The organism is Tardiphaga sp. 709 (assembly GCF_032401055.1).
Lineage (GTDB): Bacteria > Pseudomonadota > Alphaproteobacteria > Rhizobiales > Xanthobacteraceae > Tardiphaga.
The window spans coordinates 5,411,984-5,428,249 of the sequence record NZ_CP135529.1; the positions used below are offsets into that span (position 1 = coordinate 5,411,984).

General features: G+C 61.5%; 7 protein-coding genes. 1 reads left to right on the plus strand and 6 read right to left on the minus strand.

Annotated features, from left to right (window positions below):
- Positions 1-68: 68 nt before the first annotated feature.
- From treY to RSO67_RS26170, 6 genes are read right to left on the minus strand one after another with little or no spacing between them, the layout of a single operon-like run.
- Positions 69-2,861, minus strand: a complete 2,793-nt coding sequence (gene treY / locus RSO67_RS26145; RefSeq protein ID WP_315841213.1) for a malto-oligosyltrehalose synthase — start codon at positions 2,859-2,861, stop codon at positions 69-71.
- Positions 2,861-4,627 carry a malto-oligosyltrehalose trehalohydrolase gene (gene treZ / locus RSO67_RS26150; protein ID WP_315841214.1) on the minus strand — a complete coding sequence of 589 codons (1,767 nt, stop codon included), beginning with the start codon at positions 4,625-4,627 and terminating at the stop codon, positions 2,861-2,863. Before treZ ends, treY begins: the two co-directional genes overlap by 1 nt.
- Positions 4,624-6,702: a glycogen debranching protein GlgX gene (gene glgX / locus RSO67_RS26155; protein ID WP_315841215.1), complete on the minus strand. Its 2,079-nt coding sequence runs from the start codon at positions 6,700-6,702 to the stop codon at positions 4,624-4,626. Before glgX ends, treZ begins: the two co-directional genes overlap by 4 nt.
- Positions 6,703-6,705: 3 nt before the next feature.
- A complete protein-coding gene (gene glgB, locus RSO67_RS26160; RefSeq protein ID WP_315841216.1) occupies positions 6,706-8,847 on the minus strand; it encodes a 1,4-alpha-glucan branching protein GlgB in 2,142 nt (713 codons plus the stop codon).
- Positions 8,844-12,143: a maltose alpha-D-glucosyltransferase gene (gene treS / locus RSO67_RS26165; RefSeq protein ID WP_315841217.1), complete on the minus strand. Its 3,300-nt coding sequence runs from the start codon at positions 12,141-12,143 to the stop codon at positions 8,844-8,846. The genes glgB and treS overlap by 4 nt, the downstream gene beginning before the upstream one ends.
- 11 nt (positions 12,144-12,154) lie before the next feature.
- Positions 12,155-14,107 carry an alpha-1,4-glucan--maltose-1-phosphate maltosyltransferase gene (locus tag RSO67_RS26170; RefSeq protein WP_315841218.1) on the minus strand — a complete coding sequence of 651 codons (1,953 nt, stop codon included), beginning with the start codon at positions 14,105-14,107 and terminating at the stop codon, positions 12,155-12,157.
- 198 nt (positions 14,108-14,305) lie between these two features.
- On the opposite strand from RSO67_RS26170, the gene malQ reads away from it, so the two are divergent.
- Positions 14,306-16,258: a 4-alpha-glucanotransferase gene (malQ, locus tag RSO67_RS26175; protein ID WP_315841219.1), complete on the plus strand. Its 1,953-nt coding sequence runs from the start codon at positions 14,306-14,308 to the stop codon at positions 16,256-16,258.
- Positions 16,259-16,266 lie beyond the last annotated feature (8 nt).

Sequence of the window (16,266 nt, forward strand, 5' to 3'; positions counted from 1 at the left end):
TTTCGCGAGTCGGCACGACATCCGCCAGGCCGTCCGGCCATCGATCCCGGGCGGCCTTGTCGTGTGTGCTATCGCAAACGCGTCGAACGAATGCGTTTCGGCGCAGCATGTGCCTTCACGATCGCCATCGGAATCTGCCTGAAGAGTTTGGCAACGGAAAGCTCGCTCGTGCCATTCTTCGGCGGAGAACCTTCAACGAGGTAGCCGGGCGCGATCACGGTTGCGTCGAACGCCGTCGGCTCCGGCCAATGCCGCCCGCCCTGCGTCGCTTCGAAAAAGACGCGCGGGATCACGACGATTGCCGCGTCGCGCTGATGCCGCCGCGCGAAGGCGATGATGTGCGTGGCATGAGGTCCGGTCACTTCAAGTGGTTCGTAATCGCCATCGGTGAAGACGGCTGCCATCTCGGTGCGGTGTTTCAACAGCTCGCGCGTCCAGGCGAGCTTGAGGTGGCCATCATCCCAGTGTTGCGCCAGCGCCGCCCAATCCGGTTGCTGCAGTGCCTCCAGCACTTTCGCGCGTTCGGCGAAATCCACCGGGCGGCGGTTATCGGGATCGACCAGCGAGAAATCCCAGAATTCGGTGCCCTGATAGAAGTCTGGCATGCCGGGAATGGTCGCTTTCAGCGTGATCTGGCTGAGTGAATTCAATGCGCCGATCAGCGATGTGCGTTTGGCAAAGGTCTCAAGCGCTGCAAGAAATTCCGGCGACTGGGCCGGGTCGAGAATGCGCTCCAGAAACGTGCGCAGACCCTTCTCATAGGCGTCGTTCGGGTTGAGCCAACTCGTTTCCTGCTTGCCCTCGCGCGCCGCCTTCAGCGCATAGGCCTGCATCCGCTCGAGGAAGGAATTGTCCCGCCCGCCGAGCGGCCAGGCGCCGATAAGCGCCTGGTACAACATATACTCGAACGCTGCGGAGGGCGCGCGCATCTCGCCGTCAACAACCAGATGCGGCGCGTTCAGCAACTTCCAGCGACCGACCGCACTGGCCCATTCACCGGGCATTTCGGCCAGCGCCAGCAAACGCGCGCGGGCATCCTCGCCGCGCTTGGTATCGTGGGTGGCGGTCGAGGTCATGCCATGCGGCCGCTCGAGCGCGCGTGTGATCATTATCTCGTGGAACGTGGCGACAGGTATCGCTTCCGCTGCCGGTTCGCCGCCAACTTCGTTGAACGCCAGCAGGCGATGATAGCGATAGAAGGCGGTATCTTCGAGCGACTTCGCCATCGTCGGCCCGGTGAACTGCTGCACCTTCAATGCAAAGCGTCGTACCCGCGGCTTGCTATGCGCGGGGCGGCCGGGCTTCAGCAGGTCCAGCGTCAGAGCGTCGCGCAGGAAGTCAAACAAGCCTTCATCGGCGCCGAACCACTCGGCGCGAGCCTTCTCGATGGTCGTGGCGATCAGTTGCCGATCGAGGGCCGATGGGCCGGCGGCGGAGAGATAGGTGCGATAGACCGGGAAATGCAGCACGTAGAGTTCGAAAGCCTGACGCAGCGTGTCGGCGGAGAAGTCGCGTGTCGAATAATGTCCGTTGGCGATCCGTGCCAGCAGACGCGTCAGCACGGTGAATTCGCTGAGTAGCAGCGTATCGAGCACGCGGCGCTTGGCTTCCACCAGTTGCGGTTCGAATTTCGGTGAGACATTGCTTACCTGTCGCCAGGTTTCGCCCAGTGGTTCCAGGCCTTTTTCTTCGACCAGCACCTGCGTGATCACATTGAGCCATTCATAGCCGGTGGTGCCATGCACACCGGCGAAGGGCACCAGCTTCTCGTGCTCGCCGAGAATCTTCTCGACCACGACATAGAATGGTTTGGTACCGTTGCCATGCGCCTCGCGGATCAGCCGGCGCAGCCGTTGGAAATATTGCGAGGGATCGTGAAGGCCGTCGATGTGGTCCAGCCGCAACCCCTGCAGCTTGTCTTCGGCAATCAGCCGTTTGACGAGCGAATGGATCGCCTCGAACGTATCGGCGTCCTCGATACGCAGACCAGCCAGCGTATTGACGTCGAAGAAGCGGCGGTAGTTGATCTCGCTCGATGCCAGGCGCCACTGACCGAGCTTGTAGTGCTGGCGCTCCAGCAACATGTGCATGGCTTGAATCTGGGCGGCCCGATCCGGCCCGGCGCGATAGGCGTCGAGGCCGCGCGTGATAACCTCGGCAGCGCCGTCGATCGACACCAGCTGCTGCTTGAAAGCCGGCGCTTCCCGCCGGTTGGGATGGCGGAGGCCCTTGTGCTTGGCCGCCAGTGTCAGCATTGCCCGGCCGGCTGGCGTGTTGCCGGCATCGGCTTCCTTGACGATGGTGCGCAGCATCTCGCTGTAGCGCTCCGGTGCGATCGGCAGCCGATGTTCGAAATACCAGGCCGAGAAGCTGCCTTCCTCGGCGTCGTATTTCAGCTCGATCTCGCCATTGTCCAGCGCCTGGCCATATGAGCTGCCGATGATCGGCAGCAGCAAGCCGCCGCGTGCGCGATAGGGAAGGGTGTCCCAATCGATGTCGAAGGAGACGGCGTGCGGCGAGGTCTGTCCCCATTCCAGCACGTCGAGCCACCACGGATTGTCAGCGAAATGCACGCCCACATGATTGGGCACGAAGTCGAGGATCAGGCCGATATCGTTGGCCTTCAGCGCGGCACTCAGGCGCTCGAAACCTTCGTCGCCGCCCAGCTCTGGATTGAGCTTGGTGTGATCGACAATGTCATAGCCATGAGTCGAGCCCGCGCGTGATTTCATGAAGGGCGAGGCATAGAGATGGGTGATGCCGAGCGCTTTCAGATAGGGCACGATGCCCGCGGCGGCATCGAAATCGAAATCCTTGGTGAGTTGAATACGGTAGGTCGCGACGGGAATCGCAGGGGCCATTATGTGTCTCCGATCCGCCATATGACGGACCACGGCGTCCCCACGCCGGTGCTGGTGTTGCCCCAAATCGTCGTGCCGCCGGTCGGCGGTGTCGCGGTCACCGCTGTGCCGGATAGATTGGCCGCAAGATGCAGCCGGCTGCCGTCGCCCATCTTCCAGAACGCGGTCAGCAATCCATTGTCATCAGCCTCTGCCTTGCCGAAGCGTGCGCCGGCGAGGCGTGGCACGATGTGCTGCTTGCGCAGCGCGAGCAGCTCGCGAACCAGCGTCAGCCGTCTCTTGCCCGCCGTCGTTTCGCGATTGTCCCAATCGATGAAGGCCGAGCGGAAGGAGCTCTCGTCCAGCGGATCGGGGATCTCGTCGCCATACTTTTCGTAGGCGCTGGCGAATTCCTTCTTGCGGCCATTGCGCACGGCATCGGCGAGATCGCCTTCGAAATCGCAGAAAAACGGGAACGGCACTTTCGAGCCCCATTCCTCGCCCTGAAACAGCATCGGCACCATCGGCGCCAGCAATGTGATGGCCAGTGCAGCTTCGATGGCCTCGGGTTTGGCCAAAGTCTCCAGCCGATCGCCAAGCGCGCGGTTGCCAATCTGGTCGTGGTTCTGCAGGAAATTCACGAAGGCCGCCGGTGCGAGTTCGCCTGATGGTTCGCCGCGTTCAGCGCCTGCGCGATGCGCTGAGGGTTGTCCCTGATAGGCGAATCCGGAGCCCAGCGCTTGCACGATGTGATCGAGCGGCTTTTGCGCGTAGTCGCTGTAATAGCCGTTATCTTCGCCGGTCAGAAGCACGTGCCAGGCGTGATGATAGTCGTCGTTCCACTGTGCGCGATATTGGCCGCACGGCGGGTTGGTGGCGGGATCGAGCAGGGTGGCACGGTTGTCGTCGTTTTCCAGAACGAGATGGATGTGCCGGCCGGTATCGGCGACGAGCTTGCCGACTTCGCGGCTCAGCTCATGCAGCATCGGGATCTCGCCCTGTTCGACTATGGCATGAACGGCGTCGAGTCTGAGCCCATCGAAGCGATAATCGCGCAGCCATGCCACGGCGTTCTCGATGGCATAAGCGCGGACCTGCGGCAGACGATAGTCGATCGCCGAGCCCCATGGCGTATCGGCACCGCCGAAGAAATTCGGCGCATAGAGGCCGAGATAATTCCCTTCCGGTCCGAAGTGATTGTAGACGACGTCGAGAAACACCATCAGCCCGCGCAGATGCGCTTCGTCGATCAAGGCCTTCAGGTCCTCGGGGCGGCCGAACATCGCATCCGGCGCGTACCACAATACGCCGTCATAGCCCCAATTGCGCTTGCCGGCGAAATCCGCGAGCGGCATCAGCTCAAGCGCGGTGATTCCGGTGGCGACGAGATGATCGAGCCTGTCGATCATGGCGCGATAGGTGCCTTCCGGCGTGTGGGTGCCGACATGGGTTTCTAGCAGCACGGTTTCTTCCCACGGCCGCCCACGCCAGTCCGCTGCGCGCCACGCATATGTCCCGTGATCGATGACTTGCGACGGGCCATTGATATCATCCGGCTGGAAGCGTGAGCCGGGGTCGGGCACGTCGGTCTTGTCGTCAATCCTGAAGCGATAGGTGTCGCCAGTCTCGACACCTGCGACCTCCGCGGTGAACCAGCCGTCATCGCCGGGCTTCAAGGGATGGGATTGATCGCCAAGCACCACGTCGACGCGTTGCGCAGCCGGTGCCCAGAGGCGGAAGATCGCGCCTTTCTCAGTCAGCCGGGGTCCGAACGAATGAGCGCTCATGCCGGCGTCCCCGCAAAGGCAAGCACCGAGCGCGGCGGCGCATCGATGTCGCTACCGGGAGGCAGGATAGCGATGGAGAGCTTTTCGTCAGCGGTGTTCAACACCTGCCGCCAGTTCTTGTATTCCAGCATCTTCGGCAGCTTGAACGGAATGCCCTCGGGCGCCGCATTCAGCACGATGAAAATCGGGTTGGTGTTTTCACCGGAAGCGCTGAGTACATAAGAGAGAAAGCGCCCGTCGGGAAACGCCCAGTCGGTCTCGGTCATCTCGTCGGCCGAGGGGGTCAGCCACAGCACGCCATAGCTGCCGTCGGCGCGGCGGCCGTCGAGCCAGCGCTGGGTCGTGATTTGCGGAAAACGGCTGCGGAGCTGGGCCATATGACCGATGAAGTCGGTCAGGTCCTCGTCCTTGTCGCCGAGATTGTCCCAGGTCACCCAGCCGATCTCGTTGTCCTGGCAATAGGCATTGTTGTTGCCGCCCTGCGTATTGCCGACCTCGTCGCCAGCCAGCAGCAGCGGCACGCCCTGCGCGAGAAACAGACAGGCAAGCTGGTTCTTGCGCAGCTGTCGACGCAGCGCCAGCAGCTCGGGATCGTCGGTCGGGCCTTCGACGCCGAAATTGTTGCTGAGGTTATCCGAGGAGCCATCGCGATTGTCCTCGCCATTGGCCTCGTTGTGCTTCTCGTTATAGGCAAAGAGGTCGGCCAGCGGGAAACCGTCATGCACGGTGACATGGTTGATCCCGGCGCGTTGCTTGCGTCCGTCATGATTGAACACATCAGACGAGCCGGTCATGCGGCTGGACACTTCGCCAATCAGTGAGCCTTCGCCGCTCCAGTAGCGGCGCATGGCGCTGCGATATTTGTCGTTCCATTCCGACCATTGCGACGGGAACGCGCCGACCTGGTAGCCGCCCATGCCGAGATCCCAGGGCTCGGCGACCATTTTGACGTTCGCGAGAACAGGGTCCTGCCGGATCGCGGTGAGGAAGCCGCTATTGCGATCGAAGCCGTTCGGTCCGCGTGCCAGCGTGGTTGCAAGGTCGAAGCGGAAGCCGTCCACGTGACACACCTCAACCCAGTAGCGCAGTGAATCCATCACCATCTGCAACACGCGCGGATGCGTAAGGTTCACCGAGCTGCCACAGCCTGTGAAGTCGTCATAGAAGCGTGGATTATCTGGCATCAACCAGTAATAGGAGGCGTTATCGATACCGCGATAGGACAGCGTCGGGCCGAGATGATTGCCTTCGGCGGTGTGGTTATAGACCACGTCGAGCATCACCTCGATGCCCGCGTCATGGAGCCGCGCGACCGTCGTGCGGAAGGCATCGAGCGGATTGTCGGTGCCGTAGCGCGCTTCCGGGGCGAAGAATGAGAGGGTGTTGTAACCCCAGTAATTCACCAGCTTCATTTCCACCAGCCGGCGGTCATCGACAAAGCTGTGCACCGGCAGCAGCTCGATGGTGGTGACGCCAAGCCGTTTGAGATGCTCGATCATCGACGGCGACGACAGGCCGCGATAGGTGCCGCGCAGCCCTGGCGGCACGTCCTTGCGGGTCTGCGTCAGGCCTTTGACATGGGCCTCATAGATGATGGTGTCTTCCCACGGCACGCTTGGGCGCGCTTCCTTGCGGCCCCAGTTGAAGGTTTCGTCGACCACCACAGCCTTCGGCATGCCGCGCGCATTGTCGCGGCGGTCGAAGGACAGATCCTCGCGCGACGAGCCGGTGCGATAGCCGAAATGTGCATCGCTCCAGACGAGACGCCCCGCCAGTTTCTTGGCATAGGGGTCGAGCAGCAGCTTGTGCGCATTGAAGCGATGCCCATGCTCCGGCTCATAGGGGCCGTGCACGCGATAGCCATAGAGCTGTCCCGGCGAGACATCGTTGAGATAGCCGTGAAAGATGTGCTCGTTATATTCCGGCAGTTCGATGCGCTCGAGCTCGCGCCGCCCCTGGCTGTCGAACAGGCACAGTTCGACCTTGGTGGCGTTCGCAGAGAACAAGGCAAAGTTGGTCCCCCGTCCGTCCCAGCTTGCGCCGAGGCGGGAGGGCGTGCCGGCGGATAATCTCATGCTCTAGAATTCCGGTACGAGAAAGAGTGCGGCCAGCGGTGGAAGGGTCAGACTGAGTTCGGGGACGAGCCCCTTGGCAATGACTTCGCCTGAATTGCCGACATTGCTGCCACCGTAATGCGCGGCGTCGGAATTCAGCACCTCGCGCCAGGTGCCGGTGAATGGCACGCGCACGCGGTAATCATGATAGACATTCGGCGAGAAGTTCACGACCACGAGGCATTGCGTGCGCGGGTTGGCGCCCTTGCGCAGCCACGCAAACACGTTGTTGCCGGCATCGTCGGTGATCATCCATTCGAAGCCGGCGGGATCGCAATCGAGTTCATGCAGTGCCGGCTGGTTGCGATACAGCTCGTTGAGATCGCGGATCAGCGAATGAATTCCGGCATGCTTGTCCTGCCCCAGCAGGTGCCAGTCCAGCGACGTGTCGTGATTCCATTCACGCTCCTGGGCAAATTCGCAGCCCATGAACATCAGCTTCTTGCCGGGATGTCCGAACATGAAGGCGTAATACGCACGCAGATTGGCGAACCGTTGCCAGTCGTCGCCGGGCATGCGGCCAAGGATCGATTTTTTGCCGTGCACGACTTCGTCATGCGATAGCGGCAACACGAAATTTTCCGAGAAGGCGTATTGCAGCCCGAACAGAATGTCGCCGTGCTGGAAGCGGCGATAGATCGGATCCTTGCTGATGTAATTCAGCGTGTCATGCATCCAGCCCATGTTCCACTTGTAGCCGAAGCCCAGCCCGCCGAATTCGACGGGACGCGATACTTGCGGCCATGCCGTGGATTCCTCCGCTGCAGTGGTCGCATTCGGGAATTTTGCGAACACTTCGGTGTTGAAGCGGCGCAGGAAGCTGACGGCCTCGATATTCTCGCGGCCACCATATTTGTTCGGAATCCAGGCGCCGGCTTCGCGGCTGTAATCGAGATACAGCATCGAGGCGACGGCATCGACGCGGAGGCCATCCACATTGTAGCGCTCGAGCCAGAACAGCGCATTGGATACGAGGAAGTTCACGACTTCCGTTCGTCCGTAATTGTAGATCAGCGTGCCCCAGTCCATGTGCCGGCCCTGCAGCGGGTTGGCATGTTCGTAAAGGGCGGTGCCATCGAAATTGCCGAGGCCGTGCGGATCGTCGGGGAAGTGCCCGGGCACCCAGTCGAGCAGCACGCCGAGCCCCTCGGCGTGACAGGCGTCGATCAGCAATGCGAATTCTGCCGGCGTACCGAAGCGGCTGGTCGGCGCATACATGCCGGTCGGCTGATAGCCCCAGGAGCCGTCGAACGGATGCTCGTTAACGGGCAGGAATTCCACATGGGTGAATCCGAGATCGCGAGCATAGCGCGGCAGCGTCTCCGCGAGGTCGCGATAGGTCAGCCATTCATTGTCACCCTTGCGGCGCCACGAGCCCAGATGCACCTCATAGATCGACATCGGCTTGTTCAGCGCATTGATGTGATCCGGGGCAGGGCGTGGATGCGGGATCCTGGTTTCGTCCAGCACGATGGACGCCGTGGAGGGCCGCAGTTCGGCGGCGAAGGCCATCGGGTCGGATTTCTGCGTCAACTGTCCATGCGGGCCGATGATGTCGAACTTGTAGTGATCGCCGGGCGTCGCGCCCGGGATGAACAGCTCCCAGTAGCCGGCGCCGCGCACGCGCATGGGATGACGCCGCACGTCCCAGAAATTGAAATCGCCGACCACGCTGACACGCTTTGCATTGGGTGCAAGCACGACGAAGCCAACGCCGCTGACGCCTTCGAGCACCATCGGATGGGCTCCGAGCTTGTCATAGAGCCGCTGATGGGTACCTTCACCGAGCAGATAGAGATCGAATTCAGTCAGGATTGGCGGAAAACGATAGGGGTCCTCAAGATCGACGGATCTGTCGCCATAGCGCGCACGCAACTGATATTTGGTCGAGCCATTGGCCAGCGCGCCGACGAACAGCCCGGCGTCATGCACGCGCTCCAACGCGGTTGTCGCACCGTGATCATCAATGGCATCGACCTTCACGGCTTCGGGCAGGAAAGCACGCACGACTGTCTTGTCGGCTTCCTTGTGGGGGCCGAGATAGTGAAATGGATCGGAGTGGCGGCCTTCGACGATTGCGTAAGCCTCGGCGGGCAAATTGGTCATACGGCTTCCTCAGAATACTGGTTCAGAATGCGCAGAATGCCAGTCAGTGGCACCCGCAGCCAATCTGGCCGATGCGCGAGTTCGTATTCGATTTCATAAAGCGCCTTCTCCAGAAGGAAGAAGTTCAGCATTTCCTTGGTGGCCCCCGCGTCTGCCGGCCACAGCCGCGCATCAGTCATGGTCTCGCGATAGGCGTCAACGAAAGCCGTGGTGGCACGTTCCCGCCAGGCGTCCAGTGCCGCAGCCAGCTTGCCGGTGTCGTCCGAAGTGACCTTGAGCGCGCGTTCCAGCGCTGCCGTTGCCGAATAATCGATCGAGCGAATGAGCCCGGCGATATCACGTGCAGCGGGCGCCTTGCGGCGGCGCTCATCGATCGGCCTGCGCGGTTCACCCTCGAAGTCGATGATGAAGATATCATCCTTGACGATCAGCATCTGGCCGAGATGGAAATCTCCGTGATGGCGGATCTTCAGTCCGTCGATATTCTCCGGCAGCAGCTCGGTCAGCCACCCCCGCAAGCCGTGGCGCAGCTCCAGCACCTGATCGATCAGCGCGCGATCCGAATCCTTTGCAGCATTGCGACGTTGGGCGAGCGCACTAAATACCGGCTCCGCACGCGTGACGATTTCATTGATCCAGAGCCTGATATCGTCAGGCGATGTCGGCTCCGGCTTGAAATCCGGGATGTCGTCGCGGCTGGCCAGCGCCATCTGCATCTCGGCGACGCGGCGGCCGGTCTGCGACATATAGAGCAGATACGGCACCTGCTCTTCACTGTGCGGGGCGTGGTCATCCACCGCCAGCAGGCGCTGCTCATCGGCGAAACGGTCGAGATAGGCCGATGTCACCGTCCAGGCATCGCCCTGATTCTGCACAAAGGCATGCACGATGGCGACGGCGCTGCGTTGATCACCCTCGACCAGTTCGACGCTGCCAAGCAGAGCCGGCGTGTTGGTGAAGCCGGCGATGTCGGTCAGGAAACGGCTGACCTCGATCTCCGGATTGATGCCGGCCTGCAGCTTGCGATAGATCTTCACCACATAGTCGTTATCGACCAGAGCGGTGCTGTTGGACTGCTCGGTCTCCACCGCACGGATATTCTCGAGCGAGGCAGCAGGTTTTTCGGCAAGCTTCGTGGTCGGCCGGAACTCCAGGCGATTGCCTTCTTCCTCGACCGTCAGCGACGTGCGCAGATTGTGCAGCAGCAGCGCAATGAAGATGTGGTCGGTGGCGACGTCGAGCAGGGTACCTTCGCGTGCGCCCTGGCGGACGGCGGCAAAGGCCTTCGGATTATAACGTTCACGGTCGAAGCGGGTCCACTCGATCTGCATGGGCAGCAGATAGCGCGTCGCCACATTGCGCTGCGTGGTCTGAAAAAACACCAGCCATGGACGGTTGTCGCCGATCTCGCAGAACGGGATCGCGCCGGTGAGTACGGGCTGGATCGCCTTTGGCTGTCGCTCCGGATACCAGCGGCTGCGTGCCAGGAAGGAAGGCAGCACGTCGCGCTCGAACACGCCGCGCGTACGGGCGAGAGTCATCCAGGTCGAACCAAGCGGCACCACCAGCGTTTCGAATTCCGGCACCACCGGCGGCTGCGAATGTTCGGAGACATCGCGGAGCTGCAGCTGGAACCAGTAGAAGCCGTAAGGCGCCAGCGTGATCATGTAAGGCAGATCGCCGATCGGCGGGAATTTGGTGCGGCCGAGCATTTCCAGCGGCACGCGTTCTTTCCATGGCGACAGATCGAGTTCGGTGGCCTGCGCAGCGCGCGACAGGTTGGCGACGCAGAGAATCGCTTCGTCGCCGAGCTGGCGCACATAAGCGAGAACAGAGCGGTTGTCGGGGCGGATGAAGGTCATGGTGCCGCGGCCGAAAGCCAGCGTCGATTTCCTGACAGCAATGAGCCGCTTGGTCGCCGACAGCAGCGACGACAGGCTGCGCGACTGCGCCTCCACGTTCACCGACTCGTAGCCGTAGATTGGATCCATGATCGGCGGTGCATAGAGCCGCGCAGGATCGGCGCGCGAGAAGCCGCCATTGCGGTCCGGTGCCCACTGCATCGGTGTGCGCACGCCGTTGCGGTCACCGAGATAGATATTGTCGCCCATGCCGATCTCGTCGCCGTAATAGATGATCGGCGTGCCGGGGAAGGACAGCAGCAGTGAATCAAGCAGCTCGATCTTGCGGCGATCGTTGTCCATCAAGGGCGCCAGGCGACGGCGAATGCCGACATTAATGCGGGCGCGCGGATCGTTCGCATAGGTCGACCACAGATAGTCGCGCTCGACGTCGGTGACCATTTCCAGCGTCAGCTCGTCGTGATTGCGCAGGAACATCGCCCACTGGCAGTCGCCGGGGATGTCTGGCGTCTGCCGCATGATATCGGTGATCGGGAAGCGGTCTTCCTGCGCCAGCGCCATATAGATGCGCGGCATCAGCGGGAAGTGATAGGCCATGTGGCATTCGTCGCTGTTGCCGAAATATTCCTGCACGTCCTCCGGCCATTGATTGGCCTCGGCGAGCAGCAGCTTGCCCGGCGCATAGGCGTCGAGCTCGGCGCGCAGATGTTTGATGACCTTGTGCGTCTCCGGCAGGTTCTCGTTATTGGTGCCGTCGCGCTCGACAAGATAGGGGATCGCGTCCAGACGGAAGCCATCGACGCCGGCATCAAGCCAGCGTTTCATCACCTGCACCACGGCGGAGACGACGCGCGGATTGTCGAAATTCAGATCCGGCTGATGCGAGAAGAAGCGATGCCAGTAATAGGCTTTGGCTTCCGGATCCCAGGTCCAGTTCGACTTTTCGGTATCGGTGAAGATGATCCGGGTGCTCTGATATTTCTGGTCGGTATCGCTCCAGACATACCAGTTGCGGGCGGATGAGCCTGCCGGGCTGCGGCGGGCGCGTTTGAACCAGTCATGTTGGTCCGACGTGTGGTTGATGACGAGTTCGGTAATCACGCGCAAGCCGCGGCGCTTGGCTTCGTGGATGAAGCGCTTGAAGTCCTTCATCGTGCCGAAGTCGGGATGGATCGAACCATAGTCGGCGATGTCGTAGCCGTCGTCGCGGCCAGGCGACGGATAGAACGGCATCAGCCAGATGGTGGTGACGCCGAGGTCCTGCAGGTAATCCAGCTTCTCGGTCAGACCGATAAAGTCGCCGATGCCGTCATGGTTGCTGTCAGCGAAGGTCTTCACATGCAGCTGATAGATGATGGCGTCCTTGTACCAGAGCTTGTCGATCTCCTCTGCGCGCTGTTTCGTTTTCGCGTCGATTTCGGTCATGACGTTCATTGGTGACGCTTTCAGGCGAGGCAACGGAAGAAGACGGCGGGATCGCGCTGGGGGTCGAGACGCAGGCGGATGCCGCCCCATTCGACGCCGTAGCGCTCGCCGGTGATGATGTTTTCGACGGCGGCGACGTTGCGCTTCTCGCCATCGACCGTGACTTGCGTGTCGATCGGCAGCCAGAATTCATAGGGATCGCGCGACAGCGCGATGGCGCCGGCGACCGTATTGGTGCCGTCGACTGACTGCTTCACGAAGCCGATGATGTTGTCGTTGTCGACCGGCATGAAGCGCAGGTTTGACGTCTGCTGCAGCGCCGAGTTGGCGCGGCGCGCGTGGTTCAGCGCGGTTATATAGGGTTTGATATTGCCCGGCGCGTTCCAGTCACGGGTCCTGATCTCGTATTTCTCGGAGTTCAGATATTCTTCCTTGCCCGGGATCGGCTCATGTTCGAGCAGTTCGAAACCGTTATAGATGCCGTAGGTCGACGACAGTGCGGCCGCCAGCGCCACCCGCGCCTTGAACATCCAGGCTTCGCCGGATTGCAGGTGATAGGGCAGGATGTCCGGCGTGTTGACGAAGAAGTTCGGGCGATAGAATTCGCGCTCGGGATAGCCGCATAGCTCGTTGAGATATTGCTCGATCTCCCACTTCGCGGTGCGCCAGGTGAAATAGGTGTAGCTCTGCGAGAAGCCGAGCTTGGCGAGGCCCTTCATCAGCTTCGGACGCGTAAAGGCCTCCGCCAGAAACAGCGCGTCGGGATGCTTCAGTTGCACCTCATGGATCGCCCATTCCCAGAACCGCAGCGGCTTGGTGTGTGGATTATCGATGCGGAAGATCTTCACGCCCTGATCGCACCAGAACAGCAGCATGTCGCGGAGCGCGTTCCACAGCGATCCCGCATCCTCGCAATCGAAGTCGGGATTATGGATGTCTTCGTATTTCTTCGGCGGGTTCTCCGCGTATTTCATCGAACCGTCTGGCCGGCGCTTGAACCAGTCCGGATGCTCCTTGACCCACGGATGATCCGGCGAGCATTGCACGGCGACGTCGATAGCGACTTCCAGGTCGTGCTCTTTGCACGCAGCGATCAGCGCATGGAAATCCTCCATGGTGCCGAGTTCGGGATGAAGCGCATCATGGCCGCCCTCGGCCCCGCCAATGGCATAGGGGCTGCCGACATCGCCGGGCTCGGAGGTCAGCGAGTTGTTCTTGCCCTTGCGGTTGGTCTTGCCGATCGGGTGGATCGGCGTGAAATACAGCACGTCGAAGCCCATGGCCTGCACGTCGGTCAGGCGGGCAATGCAGTCGCGGAACGTGCCATGCTGGCCGGGCACCGTGCTCTGGCTGCGCGGCACCATCTCGTACCACGCGCCGTTGCGGGCACGTTCACGGTCGATCATCAGCGGCAGCAAAGGCGAGCGCGTCAGGTCCGGGCGCAATTGCGCTTCGGCCATGGCGGTGCGCAGCTCGGGTGACAACAGCGGCTCATTGTCGCCGGTCTGCAGAAAATTCTCACATTGCTTGACGATGAGCGCCGAAGCCTCGGGTCCGCCATTCTGCGCCTTGGTCATCAGGCCGGCGCCTTCCAGCGCATCCAGCGTGACGTCCTGTCCGGCCTTCAGCTTCAGTTCGAAGCCGTGGCGCCAGGTCGCGAATTCGTCGGTCCAGGCCTCGATGGCATACACATAGCGTCCGATGCCATCGGGAATGAACGAGCCGCCCCAGCGGTCGTTGACCTCCAGCGTCATCGGGACCCGATTCCACTCGCGGTCCTGCTCACGGCGCCAGACGATGGCAGCGGCGATGATCTCGTGACCATCGCGATACAGGTCGGCATAGACAGAGACGGGTTCGCCCACGATGCGTTTGACCGGGAAGCGGCCAGCGTCGATGATCGGATAGATGTTTTCGATATGGAAAGCCCCGCCGATACCGGCGGTGTCCACGATTTGGGATGTTCTGTTCACGGTGATGCCATCATGAGGTGTCGTCCCTGTTCGATTTTTCAAAAAGAGACGGTGCGATCATATACAAAGCCCCGTGACAGGGGTTTGGTTCCCCATGGAACTCAGCTTAGATCGATGCGTTGAAATCGGCTATCCTCTTCCGCAAATTCAGAAATTTCCCAGCAACTTTCGATTGTTGCTCTGCAAACAGCGTGCCGAATGGATCTTTTCACCAAAGCTGCCGAACTCGGAATCCAGACCGGTTTTCACGACGGTCAGGGTCAGTGGCACACCACGGGCGAAGCCGCCCTTAAGCTCATTCTGGACGCCATGCCGGTGCGCACGCCGCATCGTTTCGTCGAGAGCCCGGTCGTGGTCCGGGCCGGCGAGGGCGCCCGCACGGTCCTCAATGAGGCTGCCACGTTTCCCCTGAGCTGGAAAATTCTCGACGGAGTTAAGGTTATCGCCGAGGGAACGACGGGGGGGCGCGAGATCACCTGGCCGCGCGACCTGCCGGTCGGCGTGCACAAGCTCAGACTGGTCGACGCCAGGAACTTCCCGGACGAAGCGCCCTTCATCGTGGCACCATCCAAGGCATTTCCCGGCACCTTCGATCGCTCGTGGATTGTCGCCGTGCAGCTCTATGGTGTGCGCTCGGAGCGCAACTGGGGGATCGGCGACTTCACCGATCTGCAGGGCCTGATCAGACTGGCCGCCAGTTTCGGCGCCGGCGGTGTCGGCCTTAATCCACTGCATGCGCTGTTCGATGACCGGCCTGCCGAATGCAGCCCTTATTCGCCGAACAGCCGGCTGTTTCTCAATCCGCTCTATATCGATGTCGAGGCGCTGCCCGAATATGCCGCAGGTGACAGCGGCAACAGGCTTGCCGATCTGCGCGCCAGCAAGTTCGTCGATTATGTCGATATCGCTGCGACGAAGTCGGCAGCGATGCTTGCCGCCTTTGAGACATTTTGTGCCGATCCGACTTCCGAGCGTCAGAAAGCCTTTGCCGCCTTCCGCGCCGAACGCGCGCCACTGCTGACGCGCTTTGCCTGTTTCGAAGTACTGCGCCATCAGCACCAGACCGCATGGTGGGACTGGCCGTCGGAATGGCTGTTGCCCGATGACGCGACCTGCGAAGCTTTCCGCGCCGGGCCGGACGGCAAGGAAGTCGCTTATATCGAATATGTGCAGTGGAATGCCGACCTGCAGCTCAAGGCGTGTTTCGATCTGACGACGAAGCTTGGCATGCCCGTCGGCCTCTATCTGGACGTCGCCGTCGGCGTGCAGTCCGGCGGCTTCGATGCCTGGAACGAGCAGATCGCGATCTCGCGTCATCTCTCCGTGGGTGCGCCGCCTGATGCGCTGCAGCCCGCCGGGCAGAACTGGGGTCTCGCGGGCTTCAATGCCGCGGGGCTGGAAGTACAGGGCTTCGCACCGTTCAAGGACATGCTGCGTGCCTCGATGCGCTATGCCGGTGCTATCAGGCTCGATCACGTGCTCGGCCTCAATCGCCTTTACGTCGTGCCGCACGGCTACGACGCTGATAACGGCGCCTATGTGAAGATGCCGCTGGAAGCCCTGCTGGCCGTGACGGCGCAGGAGAGCGTCGCCAATCGCTGCGTGGTGATCGGCGAGGATCTCGGTACCGTGCCGGACGGCTTCCGCGATCATCTCGCGTCCTGGGGCATCTGGTCGTATCTGGTGATGATGTTCGAGCGTGATGAACGCTATGCCTTCCGCGGTATCGACTATTACGCACCGAATGCGCTGGTGACCTTCAATACCCACGATCTGCCGACCTATGCCGGCTGGCGCAGCCTGCACGATCTGCAGCTGAAGCGCTCGCTGGGCATAGATCCCGGCGAGAGCGACGATGCCCGGCGTTACGCGCTGCAGATGCTCGGCGAAGCGCTGCGGACGCAGGGTATCAATACCGAAGACTTCTACGCCGTCGCTCACTTTCTCGCGCGCACGCGGACCCGTTTGCTGGCCGTCGCGTTGGAAGACCTGTTGGGTGTGATCGATCAGCCGAATATTCCCGGCACCATCAATGAGCATCCGAACTGGCGGCAGCGGCTGCCGGCCACGGTGGAGACGATGGCCACGTCGATCGATCGTGACGCGCTGCACATTGCAACCGCGGACAGGAGTTCGTCCGCATTGACGTAAATTTTGTC